The organism is Tissierella praeacuta DSM 18095 (assembly GCF_900128955.1).
GTDB classification, from domain to species: domain Bacteria; phylum Bacillota; class Clostridia; order Tissierellales; family Tissierellaceae; genus Tissierella; species Tissierella praeacuta.
Map to the genome: position 1 here is coordinate 1 of NZ_FQTY01000003.1, position 15,378 is coordinate 15,378.

Below are 15,378 nucleotides of genomic sequence, written 5' to 3' on the forward strand. Positions count from 1 at the left end.
CCATCTTTAATAGAACTAGAGTAGAATGTAAATAAATATACATTTTGGTAAGGTTGTTTTAACACTAATCCCTTTAATAGAACTATAGTGGATTGGCAACCCCTTTTTGGACAAAATCCTACTTAACATAGATTTTATTAAATACCTATGATGCCTTTCCTAATGTCATAATACTTAGTTCCCTATATTCAATTGGCGTCTTATACCCTAAAGATCCATGAATCCTTAGGTTGTTATACCAATAGATATACTCCGCTAGCTCTAATTGTAGTTGTTCTAAGGTCTCGAATTTTCTTTGATATATGAATTCTGTATTTAATATTTTATTGGTAGCTTCACTAACTGCATTATTATAGGGGGTTCCCTTATTACTTAAAGATCTTTCTATATTAAAAGTACTTAAAATGTTATCTATTAGTGCATTATCATATTCATTACCACGATCTGAATGGAAAATCTTGATATCTTTTAGGGAGTATTTACATCTTAAAAGAGCTGTCTCTATAAGTTTGGCGTCTTTCTTAGCCCCAGCCGCATAACCAATAATCTCCCTATTATATAAATCTATTAAAGTACATACATAGTTCCATTTATCAGATACTTTGACATAAGTTAAATCGCTTACTGCTACCTCTAATTTCTTTCTATTATCAAAATTTCTATCTACTATGTTTGGAATAGGAGATTCATTGCAATTAGCAGCACGAACCTTATATTGAGCCACTGTATAGTTAGATACTAGGCTATTCTCTTTCATAATTCTAGATATCCTTCTTCTTGAAACATTATGGCCTAATTTTTCTAGTTCTACTTTAATTTTTCTTGTTCCATAATTATTTTTACTACGCATAAAGATATCTTTAATGTGTTTTGTAATTATGGATTCTTTATTGCAAGGAGTAGAAGGCTCTTTATTTAAATGGTAATATACTAAACTTCTTTGGACCTTTAAAAGTTCACACATTGCACTAATACTGTATTTCTTTCTATTAGAAATGATAAGTCTACTTTTTGCCTAGTAGTAGTGCTGCCTGCTTTAAAATATCATTTTCCATTTCAAGTTGCTTTACTTTCTTCCTAAGTTCAATTAATTCTTTTTCCTCTTCAGTTCTATTATCTTCCACATCAAAGGAATTAGAATTATTATATCTTAGTACCCAGGCTCTAATAGTAGGGGCGGCTACACCATATTCATAACCTAGACTTCTGTAACTGTGATTTCCTTGGTTATAGATCTTTACTAACTGTTTTTTGAAATCTTCATCATAACGTTTTCTGGTCATTAAAATCTCCTCCTGATTTTATTGTACCATGTTAAGTAAAGATCTGTCCTATTAAGTGTAACCTATCCAATAGTAGAATGTAAATAGTAGCATTTTTAATGTTAATCTCTACTGGATTAACCTTTAATAGAACTAGAGTAGAATATAAATTTTCATTCATTGATGGAAATACCGATATTAATTAAATGAAATATTAAAAAGTTCAAAGGGATAAAAATTTTATAAAGGGTATAAAATTAATAAAATATAAACTGGAGGAATAATATGTCAAAAAATTCAATACTCAAAATTGAAAAATTAGATTTTATGTGGCAAACTGAAGATCCCTTTCTATTTTGTGCTCATCATAAAGATAATTATCCTAAAGGCAATGATAAATTGGAACCATCATCATCAGAATTATCAGGGAGGAACATAGGAAATGATTTTATTCTAAGGAATGGTTGGAGAATGTATCATGGTAAAACCATACCAGGATTTCCAGTTCATCCACATAGAGGATTTGAAACTGTAACCATTGTATTGGAAGGTTTTGTGGATCATTCTGATTCTCATGGAGCAGCTGGAAGATATGGAAGTGGAGATGTACAGTGGATGACTGCTGGAGCAGGAATACAGCATGCAGAAATGTTTCCATTAATAAATAAAGACAAAGATAATCCACTTCATTTATTTCAGGTGTGGTTAAACTTACCTAAAAAGGATAAATTTTCTGATCCTCATTATAAGATGCTTTGGGCAGAGGACATCCCCGTAATAGAAGAGATAGATGAAAATGAAAAAAAGACTATCATAAAGCTCATTTCAGGTAAATATAATGGAACACAGGCATTAGAACCAACACCAGCATCATGGGCAAAAGACGAGAAAAACAATGTAAATATATGGATAATAAAAATGGAACCAAAAGCAAAATTTGAACTTCCAGCATCATCTAGCACCATAACTAGAAATCTATATTATTATGATGGTGAGAGCATAAGTATAGATATATCGACAATTAATTTATCTAATAGAATTAAGTTATCAGGAGAGAATGCAATTTTAATAACAAATGGTAATAAAGAAAGCAACTTACTTTTACTTGAAGGAGAACCTATTAATGAGCCAGTTGTAGCTTATGGACCATTTGTTATGAATACCATGGAAGAAATTCACCAAGCATCTAGGGATTATAAGGAAACTGGTTTTGGTGGATGGCCTTGGAACCGTGAAGATCCAGTACATTTCTATGAAACAGATAGATTTGCAAAATATTCTGATGGAACAATTGAAAAAAGATTATAAAAACAATGCTCTTTTCTAGATTTTTAGAAAAGAGCATTGTTTTTGACAAAATCAATAATCAGTAGTAAAATGATAAACATAAGTTCTAATATTAATCTGATATAGATAGGTGATGACATGGGTAAGCAAACAGATATGTTTAGTATAATAAATACAAATAATAAAACTCCAGATACAAAAATTCCAGATGGAGTAAAGTTAAAGCCAAGAGAACTTTGGTGTCCTTATTGTTCCAAACCCGTTATATTTATAAGAGATAAGGAGTTAGGAGTTAGAAGATGTCCTTATTGTAAAATGAGTGATAGGGATTATACTGTAAAACAAGTAAATAAGAAATGGCTATAAATATATACCTTCATTTATATAAAGATGAAGGTTTTTTTATTTCAAAACAAATGTAAAAATATGGTGATTTTTGTCGAAGTGTGTTAAAATTAACTGTAATTATGTATTGGAAGTGATATATATAATATCTTGGGGATTGTTTACAATAAATTAATAGTTTCTATTAAATATCTGTTAAAATAAAGGAGAAGAAAAATGAAATCTATAAAAATCAAAATGTTAATAAGTATTTTATCAGTTGTATTAATAATATTTGCATCAGTTGTTGGAATTATTACAATTAATTCTTATGATATGCAGAAAAAGGATTCAATAAATTATGTAACAGCAAAAACAGAGAAATATGTAGAATTAGCACAGGCAGAAATGAACAATGCATTAATAGTAACTACAGCATTGTCTAGGACATTTGAAGGCATGAAACAAAGTGGAAATATAGATAGAGGTACAATAAATCAAGTTATAAAAAACACAATAGAGAAAAATCCCAATTTAATAGGAGTATGGACAGTTTGGGAACCCAATGCTTTAGATGGAAATGATAGTGAATATGCAGATACAGATGGAAATGATAAAACAGGTCGTTTTGTTCCATATTGGAATCGAGGAAATGGAACTGTTGATATTCAAACTTGTGACGATACATATGACAATTTAGATGAAAGTGGATTATGGTATCAGACTTCTAAGAATTCTAAAAAGCCAGCAGTATTAGAACCACAAACATATAACCTATATGGAAAAGATGTCATATTAGTTTCTGTCACAGCACCTATTATTTATAATGATAAAGTCATAGGTGTTGCAGGAGTTGATATTTCATTAGATAGACTACAGGAAGTTATATCTAATATAATTCTATATGATAGTGGATATGTTCAATTTATTACAGGAAAAGGACTAATTTTAGGACACAAGGATAGTGAAATGCTTGGAAAAAATATATTTGAACTCTTTCCTGATGAGGAAATACAAGAAATTGTGGAAAATGGGAGACAAGCTAATTTAGAGAGAATATCCTCAACAAATGGGCAAAAAGAATATTTTACTATAATACCTTTAAGTATAAGTGGAACCAGTACAAAATGGTCTTTTATATCCATTATACCACGTAATGAAATATTTGAAAAAACAAGAGAATCTATAACGAGGACTATCGTTACGGGTGTTATAGGAATAATGATTTTAATAGTATTTACTTTAGTAATTACTAATACCATAACAAAACCAATTGTAAATCTATCTCAAGTTGTTGAAAGGTTATCAAATTTTGACTTAACATTTGATGAAAATAGTAGTGCGATAAAATACTTAAAAAGGGAAGATGAAATAGGACTTATTGCTAAATCCTTGGCAACTATGCATAAAAATTTTATAGGTTTGATTAAAAAGGTTTCTGATATTTCTAATCAAGTAGCAGCTTCTTCCGAGGAACTAATGGCTACTACTCAGCAGTCAGCTTCAGCATCAGAAGAAATAGCAAGAGCAATTGATGAAATAGCAAGAGCTGCTAGTGAGCAGGCAAGGGACACAGAAAGAGGAGCAATTGAAATAGATGAATTGGGAAAAGAAATAGAAAAAAATCAAGAAGATGCTATTAATCTAAATAATGCTGCTAATGAAGTCAGTAAGTTAAAGGATGAGGGTATCGTAATCATAGAAGAACTTGTTGAGAAAAATAATATTACCAATAAATCCATTGCAGAAATATATGAAATTATTGAAAACACAAATGAAGGTGCAGAGAAAATAAAAAATGCTAGTAAGATGATTGGAAATATAGCAGACCAGACTAATTTATTAGCTCTTAATGCAGCTATAGAAGCAGCGAGGGCAGGAGAAGCAGGCAAGGGATTTGCAGTTGTTGCAGAAGAAATAAGAAAATTAGCAGAGGAATCTAATTCTTTCACAGAAGATATAACAGTGATAATAGAAAGCTTAGCAGGTAAAACAGAATATGCAGTTAATACAATGGAAAAGGTTAGAAGAACTTTAGAGTCTCAAAATGAAAGTGTAAAGTTAACTAATGATAAGTTCCATGGAATTGCTTATACAATTGAAGATGTACAAAAGGCAATAGAATCTATTGCTAAGTCAGGAATAGAGATGGAGAAGAAAAAAGAAGAGATTATAAAAATAATACAAAGCTTGTCTGCTATATCACAAGAAAATGCAGCTGGAACAGAAGAATCGTCAGCATCTGTAGAAGAACAAACTGCCTCCATAGAAGAAATTTCAGGTGCAAGTGAAGCATTATCAAAATTAGCAGAAGAAATGCAAGAAAATGTTTCCAAATTTAAGTACTAAATAATATGATTAGACCTAAAAATAGATATCTAAGATTTAGATATCTATTTTTGTAAAATTCATATAAAAAGAAGGAATTTAAAAACTTTTGTAGAATATAAGATATATAATAGTAATTTATATTTTTAACTCTAGTAGGGGGGAAACGATGTTTAATTTTATTAAAAAAAATCAAAAACAAGAGATGGTTGTATTTGAGGATAAAGAGGACTTAGTACAAATAAAAGAATTATCAAGTGATATAGGTATTTTAAAGAAAAATCAAAAACATATAGTAGAAAGACTTACTATGAAAATTGATGAAACAGCCTTTGCAACAGATAATTTAATACAAATTACATATGATTTAGCAGATCACGTTGAAGTTCAGATGGATTCAATTCATAATGTAATAGATGAAATTGGCAGTTATTCAGCACTAGCAGAGGAGGTTTATGCAAGTACAGAAAACTCTAGGCAGATTGCAGCAGATACATTAGATATTGCACACACTGGTAATGATGCTGTAAATAACTCTATTAATGCAATGAAAGAAATAGAGAAATCAGTAATTTATGCTAAAAATGTGGTGAATGATTTAAATAAAAAATCAGAGCGTATTAATGAAATGTTAAAGGTTATAAATAATATTTCCTATAATACAAATTTACTTGCATTAAATGCGTCCATAGAGGCAGCAAGAGCTGGAGAAGCTGGGCGTGGGTTTGCTGTTGTAGCTAATGAAGTAAAGAAGCTTGCAGAGAATAGTGCTAATTCAACAAGCCAAATATCTCAGGTTATTAAAGAGATTAATGACGAGGTATCTAATACCATTAATGCAATGAATAATAGTATGGGCAAGATACAAGAGGGAGTGGAAATTGCTAATAATACTATGGTAGTTTTCAATGAAATAATCAATGCAATTAATAATACATCAAAGGTTACGGAAGAAATAAATAATGCTATAGCTAGGCAAACTCAGAGTTTAGAAAGTGTAATTAGCCTAACTTCTGATATGACTAATAATTCAAATAAGGTAACATCTCTTGTAGACATTGCTTCTTTAAATACAAAATATGCTAAAACATCCTTAGACATGTTAGCAGGAGTATCTAAGGATTTAAAGATTATATCGGATAAATTACTAGAAAATATTCAAACAGAAAGAGCAGAGGAAACAATTTTAAATATATCTTTAAATTCTAAACCCTTAGAATTTAATCCTCAATTAGCAAAAGATCAGGATAGTGCTCAAGTTTTATTTAATGTTCATGGAGCTCTTCTTTATATTGGAGCAACTGGAGAAATCTCTCCTGGAATAGCAAAAAGTTGGTATGTAGAGGATGATGGAGTTACTTGGGTGTTTAACATAAGGCGAGGGGCAAAGTTTCATAATGGCAGAGAAATAACTGCAAATGATATTAAGTATTCTTATGAAATGATGATGTCTCCAAGGCTTGGATCTCCAAATACTTGGTTTTTAAATCATATAGAAGGAGCAGAAGATTATGCAAATGGTAAAGCAAAAGAAATAACAGGTGTTAGAGTGCTTGATAAATATAGACTTTCCATTAAGTTGATTAGTCCCTATAGTGGATTTTTATTAAATCTAGGTCAATTCAGTACAAGTATTTTAGCAAGGGAGGACTTTGAAAAGGGAAAAATAACAGGTTGTGGTCCCTATGTTTTAGAGGAAACAACTGATGAATATTGTGTTCTTAAAGCTTTTGAAGAGTATTATGGTGGTGCTCCTTATCAGGATAAAATAATTGTTAACTATAAAAATGAAGATATGGCACAGAGTTTCATCGAAGGTAAGTATGATTTTGCTACATTTAATAATAAAGAAGACCTTGAAAGAATAAAAAGATTACCTAATGTAAATATAAGCTTAAACGATGTAATGGGAACATATTACCTAGGATTTAATTTGGAAGGGGACTCTATATTTGCAAAGAGTAGAGAAGCAAGGCGAGCATTAAATATGGGAATTAATAAAAAGAAAATAATAAATGATATTTTGGGGGATTTAGGAGAAGAAGCAAAGGGACCTATTCCACCTAAGATTGTTGATAATGATTATTTACAAGGTATTTCATATAATCCTTCTATTGCCAAGGATATTCTAAATAAGGAAGGATTATATAAATCAGGGAATCCTATAAAGGTAATTATAAGAGATGAGCCAGAAACAGCTTTATTCTATAGAGTAAGCCAATATATAATTAAAGATTTAGAAGCATTAGGAATTAAGGTTGAGGTTAGTAAAATTCCTAATAAAGATTATTTAAATGCAGATATCATTGCAAAATGTCATATATTTATAGGGAGATGGATAGCGGATACAGGAGATCCTGATAATTATTTACAGCCTTTATTTAATTATAATAATCAAACAAATATTACAAGATATAATAATCCTAAAGTTGTAGAATTTATGAATAGGGCAAAAGAAATAATTAATCCTAATAAGAAAATGGAAATATATAAAGATATACAAAATATTATAATAGATGATTATCCATGGGTACCTATTTATCATCCTAGGACAGCATTAGCTTCAAAGGAAAATATAGTTGGTGCAAGAATGAGTCCTTTAGGCATAATAAATTATGAAAATGTTTTAATACAAGAAAATAAATAATATGAAAGACACTCCTTTGTGGAGTGTCTTTTGATATAATAAACATTATAATAATTTTAAATAATAAAAAAGGAAGATAATATGAGTAATATAATTAAAGTATCCGTTAGAAATTTAGTTGAGTTTGTTCTTCGTTCGGGAGATATAGACAATAGCTTTATTTCCATGTCAAGGGCATTGGAAGGCACTAAGGCTCATCAGAAGGTGCAAAAATCCTATGGTATTGAGTATAAGCCAGAGGTAACATTAAAACATAATGTATATTATGATAATTTCATCATAGAATTACAGGGGCGTGCCGATGGCATATTTACATTTTCTGATGAGATAATTATAGATGAAATAAAAAGTACTACTAAGGATTTAGAAGATATTGATGAGAATTATAATGAATTACATTGGGCTCAGGCTAAATGTTACGGATATATTTATTGTATTCAAAATGATTTAAATTATATATATATTCAACTTACATATTTTCATATAGAATCAGAAGAAAAGAAGATATTTAAAAGAAGATATACTTGTGATGAATTGAAGGAGTTTTTCTTATCCTTAACAGACAAATATATTGAATGGGCTAGTATTACTTTTTATTGGGCAGAAACTAGGGATAAAACTATCAAACAATTATCTTTCCCATTTGGTAGCTATAGAAAAGGACAAAGGGAACTTGCTGTTGCTACATATAAGACTATAGAGGAAGGAAAGAGTTTATTTGCTCAAGCACCTACAGGAATTGGCAAGACTATGTCTACATTATTTCCATCTGTTAAATCTATTGGGGAAGAAATTACTTCGAAAATTTTCTATCTTACTGCTAAGACCATAACTAGGGAAGTTCCCATAGCATCTATGGAGATGATGACAGAAAAAGGATTAAGGATTAAAACCATTGTAATTACAGCAAAGGATAAGATTTGTTTAAATGATGAAGTTAAATGTAATCCTAGAGATTGTCCTTTTGCAAAGGGACATTATAATAGAGTTAATGCAGCTATAATGGATATTTTTGAAAATGAAGATTTGATTACTAGAGATGTGGCTATTTCTTATGGGAGAAAGCACAATGTTTGTCCATTTGAATTTGTCTTGGATATTAGCCTTTGGTCAGATGTAGTTATATGTGATTATAACTATGTTTTTGATCCTCAAGTATATTTAAAAAGATTCTTTGAAAATCCATTTGAAAACTATGTGTTTTTAATAGATGAGGCTCATAATTTAGTAGATAGATCTAGGGAAATGTTTTCAGCTGAAATAAAGAAAAATAATTTTTTGGAATTAAAAGATATTTTTAAAGAAACATATCCTCCTATTTATAAGAGTCTAAATAAAATAAATAGTATATTAAATAAGTTAAAAAGAGAGCTGGAAATAGAAGGAGAATATTATCAAAAAGAGGAAATAACTGATTTATACTATCCCATTAAAAGGCTTGTAACAGTCTTAGAACCTTGGCTTATAGAGGAAAAAAGTCATGAAGAATATGATAAGGTCTTAGAACTTTATTTTAATTTAATAACTTTTAATAGGATTTCTGAGTTTTATGACAATCATTATGTCACATATATTAAGGAGGAATCTAAAGATTTAATATTGAAATTATATTGTGTAGATTCATCATATTTATTAAGGGAGGCTTTAGAAAGAGGGAGAGCTGCTATATTTTTTTCTGCTACTCTAACTCCTTTAGATTATCATATGGATTTACTTGGGGGAAAGAGAGGAGACTATAATATAAAACTTAGCTCACCTTTTCCGAGGGAGAATTTATGTCTTATGGTTGGTAATAATGTTTCTACAAGATATAGAGATAGGGAACGGACTTATATAGATATTGTCAGATATATAGAAGCTTTTATTTCTGCTAAAGAAGGAAACTACTTTGTATTCTTTCCTTCTTATGCCTATATGACCACAGTATATAATTTGCTTATTAATAGAAATCAAGATTTGAATATAATTATACAAAATGGTAATATGTCTGAAATTGAGAGGGAAGAGTTTTTGTTAAATTTTAAAGAGGGAAATAATCTTATTGCTTTTGCAGTGATGGGTGGAATTTTTTCAGAAGGTATAGATTTAACTGGTGAACAACTTATTGGAGCTATAGTAGTAGGAGTGGGTTTGCCACAGCTTTGTTTTGAGAAAAATATAATCAAAGATTATTTTACACATAATTTAGGTGAAGGATATGAATATGCTTATGTATATCCTGGCATGAATAAGGTATTACAAGCAGCAGGAAGAGTAATCAGATCTCCACAGGATAAGGGAGCTATTCTGCTTATAGATGATAGATATGGAACAAGTAAATATAAGTCCTTATTTCCTAATGAATGGTTAGGATTTAAAAATGTAAGGAATGATATGACTATAAAGAAGGTTTTAGAGAAATTCTGGTAATTAGTAGTTTTCTTACCTTGGCTTTATACTTGTAAACATTATAGGTTTTTTGTATAATTATTTCATTAATAAGAAATAAGATAGATTATTGTATTAGGCGGGGGGACTTTTCATTTGTCTTCCTGTCACATTTTTTGGAGGTGTAATATGGTAAAGAAAAATGATTTAATTGAATTTGAAATAAAGGAAGTATGATTTCCAAATAAAGGTAAGGGTATATATGAAGAACATAATATTAAGTTTAAAGGTGGAATAAAGGGACAGAAAGTGCAAGCAAGAGTTAGTAGAAAAAGAAAAGGCTATATTGAAGCAAAGCTCGTAAGTATACTTGAGAAATCCCCCATTGAAACTGACTCATCTTGTCCTCATTTTGGATTTTGTGGTGGATGCACTTATCAGTCCTTATCCTATGAAAATGAATTAAAATTAAAGGAAAATCAAGTAAGAGAATTGTTTGAACAAGAGGATCTAGATTTTAATTTTTTAGGTATAGAGAAAAGTCCTGTAGTAAATGGATATAGAAACAAAATGGAGTATACCTTTGGAGATGAAAAAAAAGATGGACCATTAGCATTAGGACTTCATCGTAAAGGTAGATTTTATGAAGTAGTTAATGTAGGAAATTGTAATATAGTAGACAGTGATTTTACTAAAATACTTGCCGATGTTTTGAATTACTTTCAAGAATTAAATACTACTTATTATAATAAAAGGTCACATACAGGATTTTTAAGACATCTAGTAGTTAGAAAAGCATTATCTACAGGAGAAATACTTGTAAATTTAGTGACTTCTAGTCAAGGAGAGTTGGATAAAGAAGGATTTCTTCATAGATTAAATAGTCTCAGGGTTATGGGAAAAATAACAGGAATACTTCATACTACTAATGATAGTTTGTCTGATGTAGTAAAGGCAGATAAACTTGAGCTATTATATGGTAAGGATTATATTGTTGAAGAAATGCTAGGATTAAGATTTAAAATATCACCCTTCTCTTTCTTTCAAACTAATACATTTGGTGCTGAAAAATTATATACAATGGTAAGAGAGTTTGCAGGAGATATAAATGATAAGGTGGTATTTGACTTATATTCAGGTACTGGTACAATTGCTCAAATAATGGCACCTGTAGCTAAAAAGGTAATAGGTATTGAAATAGTAGAAGAAGCAGTTGAGAAGGCTCGTGAAAATGCAAAGTTAAATAATCTAAATAATGTAGAATTTATAGCTGGAGATGTGCTAAAGGCTGTAGATGATTTAAAAGAGAAACCAGATTTAATAGTTATAGATCCACCAAGAGATGGAATTCATTCAAAGGCTATAAATAAGATTATAGACTTTAATCCAAAGGTATTTGTATATGTATCTTGTAATCCTATTACTTTAGTAAGGGACTTGAAAGTATTCATTGAAAGAGGATATAAAATAGAGAAGGTAAAATGTATGGATCAGTTTCCTAGGACTCCTCACGTTGAGAGTATAATTCTGATGACGTATTGTGGTTCAGAGGAGAAATAATAAGACTTGAGCACAACATATAGTGGTTGTAGGCTGAAAAAAGGGTCAAAAATCGGCTAAAATATAGATGACATTGGATAATTAGAGTTATGATAGATGGTAATTGGGAAAATTAGGTTGATAAATGGATGGATGACTTATATACTATAGATGAACGTAAGTAAATTATTGTCTATAAGGAGATTTTAAAATGGAGTTATTTGCTAAACTTGGGGTAGCTGGAATAATAGAGAAAAATGTTGATGGAATAGATTACATATTAACTCAAGATAGGTGCAAGGATGAAGCTATATTGGAGTATGGACTATTACAAATTCCTGCTGGAAAAATAAGAGAATTTGAGAATGTTTTCGATTGTTTGAGAAGAGAGATTTGGGAAGAAACTGGATTAAAGGTTACAAATATTAAAGGTGAGAATGAAGTAATAGTTTTTGAATCTAATGGATATAAAGTGCTAAACTATACTCCGTTTTCTTGTAGCCAAAATATTCAAGGAAAATATCCAATAATGGTGCAAACATTTATATGTAGGGCTGATGGAGAATTATTAAACAAGAGTAATGAAACGAAAAATATTAGATGGATATCATTAATAGAACTAAAGGAATTATTAGAAGGTGATAAGAGTTTATTTTATCCAATGCACGTTTCTACTTTAGAAAAATATTTAAAAATGAAATTAAAATATTAATAGTTCACGTAATTTATATATTGCGATCTAAGTATTATTTATAATCAAATATATAAATAGGAAGTTGTAGGGAAGATTATTTATATAACCTCTATTATAGCTGTCTGCATTTGTGGACAGCTATTTTCAAAAGCCAAATAAAAATATTTGAAAAGTTTTGTAAGATTTCTATATATGCGAAGTCTTATAAGTGAAAGGAGGTGGTAGAGTAATGGAGTTTGAACAGATATACAATACTTACTTTAACCATGTATACTTATATATCAGAAAGTTATCAGGTAATGAACATATCGCCGAGGAGATAACAAGCGAAACATTCTTTAAAGCAATGCAATCCATTGATAGCTTTAGAGGAGATTGCGATTTACGTGTGTGGTTGTGCCAAATAGCAAAAAATTGTTATTATTCCCATCTAAAAAAGCAAAAAAATATTAGCAAAATTGAAGGAGTGGAAGTAGAAGATTTAGTAGACCTCAATTCATTGATTGATGAAAAAATCATTACCCACGAACAAACAGTACAAATTCAAAAGGTATTGCATACTATCCCAGAACCTTATAAAGAAGTATTTATGTGGAGAGTTTTTGCAGACTTGAGTTTCAAGCAAATTGGTCAAATATTCAATAAGACCGATAATTGGGCTTGCGTTACCTACCACAGAGCTAAAAATCAAATATTAAAACGAATGGAGGAACAAAACAATGAAAAATCGTGAGTGTAGTATTGTTCGTGATATATTACCTTTGTATGTTGAAAATGTTATCAGTGACGATACAAAACAATTTGTAGATGAGCATTTAAGTCATTGTGCTGAGTGCAAAAATGAATTGGAACTATCACAAACAGATATACCTGTTAAAAAAATTTGTTCGGAAAAGGATAGCGGTGTTGAAGTGATAAAAAAAATAGGATTTGATATAAAGAAAAAACGAGTATTTACAGGTATTCTTTCAGCAGTTATTTCAGCCATCGTTGTAATATTATCATTTGCATATTTAACAGCACCTGAATATCTACCTTATGATGAATCATTTGATATTATTTCTGTAAAGGATAATAATGGCTGTGTAACGCTTTCTTTTACAGGTGAATATGAGATTTATCAAAGTGAGCAAGGTGTATATGATATTAGTATCTATAATACAATCTGGAACAAACTCTTTAATATCGAGAAAAAGCAAGATATAACGGTAAATCCAAACGGAGAAACAGTTAATACTATTTATTATGTGTCTAATGGTGGGCAAGAAAATAAAGTAATCTATGGAAGAAATCCAATTAATAATGGAGGAGTTATGACCTTACCTCGATTGTTTTTGAATTATTATTTTGTCACTGCCATTTTGTTTGCACTTGTTTTGGCAATACTTGTTGTAATATTCAGAAAGAAAGAAAAAGTTAAAGCCATAATAGTAAAAATACTATTTATTCCCATTTCTTATATTGTAAGTCATATTATGATTAAAGGATGGAATGCCACTTCATATTCAGCAACTCGTGATTTTTATTTGATTTTGCTTTTAGTAATACCTATTTATTCTCTATTTTATATTTTGTATAAAAAGAAACATTCGAAATTTAGGCACTAACTATTATGAGCATAACACGTATTTCACAAATTCTAATTTGTAGCCGCAAATAATTACTTAAAAAATGTAACTATAAATGCACTAAGATGTAAAAATCTGGTGCTTTTATTTTATATAATCCAAAACTAAATAAAGAAACCCAAAGAGGCGAAGTCTTCGGTCAACTTATAATCGATAGTCTTCGCCTCTTTTTTATTTAAAAAACTAATAGGAAGAAAGGAATGAGATCAATGTCAAAATTATTTATGTATGGAACAGGCTTAGAAGGAATAGAGCAATTAATGGTCATGGTTCCAAATTTCCAGCTAAGAAGAAGTGGGACAGTCATCAATAATTATTTTAATTGCCAAGGAGGCGATGTAAGCTAAGTATGATTAATGTTGATAATAGTTGTAGGAACTGTGGATATAATGATTGGAATTTCAAAGTCAATGCAGATAAGAAAAGATACAAGGATTTAGTAATGGATTGCTCTGGTAGAATAAATAACAATTTTTTAAGAGATAGATTAAAGGAACTTAGTAAAAGTTTTAAAGGAGAAGTATTTTTAAATTACCAGCACAAGGAAAGGTTCTATAATTTCCTCCAAGAGGAAGGCTGTGGGATAGATGATACATCATCAAGATTTCTTGCTATTCTTTTTCTTTTATCTGCTGATAAAAACCTATGGAGAAACTCAGAAGAAATACTAAAGAATAATAAAGTTGATTTTAGAAGTATTTGTCTTAAAGATATAGATACAAATTCCTATGCCCTATACCAAACTGCAAGGACTCTATCAACTGGCAAGGAGTGCATAAAAACAAATGAACTTGCAGACAAGGATTTAATTGAAGATATAAGTTTTAAAGCAATTATTAACTCTGCCTTAATTAATAGATATGGTGCAGAGTTATTTTTAATTACTAAATAGGAATGGAATATAGAATAGATTGGAGGAAGAAGAACTAGGAAAAGTATGTGAGGAGTTAGGAATAGAAATGACAATAGATTCAAACTGCCATATAGAAGATGCTAGGGATGAAAGGTTTTTAAATATTATAGCTGATGAAGATGTAAATATAGATGATTTAAATTATTTAATGAAAAGGTTTGATGGTTTTAGTCCAAGAGAAATAGAAAAGTTTTATGCAGTGGCCTTTTGATAAGCTAGGCAAGGATCTATATCTAACTGAAAAAATGGCAATAGCAACTAGGGAATTAGATGACTAGATGGGCAATACTATGCACTGGATGTAATTAGAAACAATAAAATTGCTAGGGTAACTCCCCATGGTGTCTTATATAAAAATTCAAATGATCCAATACAAGTTTATAATGGAA

At 29.9% G+C, this 15,378-nt stretch carries 12 protein-coding genes and 1 pseudogene; 12 read left to right on the plus strand and 1 reads right to left on the minus strand.

Annotation, left to right across the window (positions count from 1 at the left end):
* Positions 1-145: 145 nt before the first annotated feature.
* Positions 146-1,283: pseudogene (locus tag BUB33_RS04675) on the minus strand (IS3 family transposase).
* A 264-nt stretch (positions 1,284-1,547) separates the two neighbouring features.
* Between BUB33_RS04675 and BUB33_RS04685 the strand changes: the two are divergent.
* The 12 genes from BUB33_RS04685 (at position 1,548) to BUB33_RS04735 (ending at position 15,200) form a co-directional block, all read left to right on the plus strand.
* Complete coding sequence (locus BUB33_RS04685) at positions 1,548-2,570, plus strand: pirin family protein (protein WP_072973745.1); 1,023 nt, start codon at positions 1,548-1,550, stop codon at positions 2,568-2,570.
* A 117-nt stretch (positions 2,571-2,687) separates the two neighbouring features.
* The gene (locus BUB33_RS04690; RefSeq protein WP_072973746.1) at positions 2,688-2,915 is read left to right on the plus strand and encodes a hypothetical protein; all 228 of its coding nucleotides are present in this window, start codon (positions 2,688-2,690) and stop codon (positions 2,913-2,915) included.
* Positions 2,916-3,110: 195 nt separating this feature from the next.
* A complete protein-coding gene (locus BUB33_RS04695) occupies positions 3,111-5,222 on the plus strand; it encodes a methyl-accepting chemotaxis protein (RefSeq protein ID WP_072973751.1) in 2,112 nt (703 codons plus the stop codon).
* 148 nt (positions 5,223-5,370) lie between these two features.
* Complete coding sequence (locus tag BUB33_RS04700; RefSeq protein WP_072973752.1) at positions 5,371-7,848, plus strand: ABC transporter substrate-binding protein; 2,478 nt, start codon at positions 5,371-5,373, stop codon at positions 7,846-7,848.
* Between the two features lie 81 nt (positions 7,849-7,929).
* Positions 7,930-10,257 carry an ATP-dependent DNA helicase gene (locus tag BUB33_RS04705; protein WP_072973753.1) on the plus strand — a complete coding sequence of 776 codons (2,328 nt, stop codon included), beginning with the start codon at positions 7,930-7,932 and terminating at the stop codon, positions 10,255-10,257.
* A gap of 216 nt (positions 10,258-10,473) precedes the next feature.
* Entirely contained in the window at positions 10,474-11,775 is a 1,302-nt protein-coding gene (rlmD, locus tag BUB33_RS04710) for a 23S rRNA (uracil(1939)-C(5))-methyltransferase RlmD (RefSeq protein ID WP_234949989.1), read from the plus strand.
* Positions 11,776-11,965: 190 nt separating this feature from the next.
* On the plus strand, positions 11,966-12,466 hold the full coding sequence (locus BUB33_RS04715; protein WP_072973755.1) for an NUDIX hydrolase: 501 nt from the start codon (positions 11,966-11,968) through the stop codon (positions 12,464-12,466).
* A 211-nt stretch (positions 12,467-12,677) separates the two neighbouring features.
* On the plus strand, positions 12,678-13,181 hold the full coding sequence (locus BUB33_RS04720; protein ID WP_072973756.1) for an RNA polymerase sigma factor: 504 nt from the start codon (positions 12,678-12,680) through the stop codon (positions 13,179-13,181).
* Positions 13,168-14,055, plus strand: coding sequence for a zf-HC2 domain-containing protein (locus tag BUB33_RS04725; protein ID WP_072973762.1), 888 nt, complete (start codon positions 13,168-13,170; stop codon positions 14,053-14,055). Before BUB33_RS04720 ends, BUB33_RS04725 begins: the two co-directional genes overlap by 14 nt.
* Positions 14,056-14,285: 230 nt before the next feature.
* Entirely contained in the window at positions 14,286-14,423 is a 138-nt protein-coding gene (locus tag BUB33_RS16545; protein ID WP_234949984.1) for a hypothetical protein, read from the plus strand.
* Positions 14,424-14,425: 2 nt separating this feature from the next.
* Entirely contained in the window at positions 14,426-14,968 is a 543-nt protein-coding gene (locus BUB33_RS04730) for a hypothetical protein (RefSeq protein WP_234949985.1), read from the plus strand.
* Between the two features lie 19 nt (positions 14,969-14,987).
* On the plus strand, positions 14,988-15,200 hold the full coding sequence (locus tag BUB33_RS04735; protein WP_234949986.1) for a hypothetical protein: 213 nt from the start codon (positions 14,988-14,990) through the stop codon (positions 15,198-15,200).
* Positions 15,201-15,378 lie beyond the last annotated feature (178 nt).

What these genes read in the sequence shown, in the direction of transcription:
- BUB33_RS04685 (WP_072973745.1), top strand. Translation starts at nt 1,548, where the DNA reads ATGTCAAAAAATTCAATACTCAAAATTGAAAAATTAGATTTTATGTGG.
- BUB33_RS04690 (WP_072973746.1), top strand. Translation starts at nt 2,688, where the DNA reads ATGGGTAAGCAAACAGATATGTTTAGTATAATAAATACAAATAATAAA.
- BUB33_RS04695 (WP_072973751.1), top strand. Translation starts at nt 3,111, where the DNA reads ATGAAATCTATAAAAATCAAAATGTTAATAAGTATTTTATCAGTTGTA.
- BUB33_RS04700 (WP_072973752.1), top strand. Translation starts at nt 5,371, where the DNA reads ATGTTTAATTTTATTAAAAAAAATCAAAAACAAGAGATGGTTGTATTT.
- BUB33_RS04705 (WP_072973753.1), top strand. Translation starts at nt 7,930, where the DNA reads ATGAGTAATATAATTAAAGTATCCGTTAGAAATTTAGTTGAGTTTGTT.
- BUB33_RS04715 (WP_072973755.1), top strand. Translation starts at nt 11,966, where the DNA reads ATGGAGTTATTTGCTAAACTTGGGGTAGCTGGAATAATAGAGAAAAAT.
- BUB33_RS04720 (WP_072973756.1), top strand. Translation starts at nt 12,678, where the DNA reads ATGGAGTTTGAACAGATATACAATACTTACTTTAACCATGTATACTTA.
- BUB33_RS04725 (WP_072973762.1), top strand. Translation starts at nt 13,168, where the DNA reads ATGAAAAATCGTGAGTGTAGTATTGTTCGTGATATATTACCTTTGTAT.
- BUB33_RS16545 (WP_234949984.1), top strand. Translation starts at nt 14,286, where the DNA reads ATGTCAAAATTATTTATGTATGGAACAGGCTTAGAAGGAATAGAGCAA.
- BUB33_RS04730 (WP_234949985.1), top strand. Translation starts at nt 14,426, where the DNA reads ATGATTAATGTTGATAATAGTTGTAGGAACTGTGGATATAATGATTGG.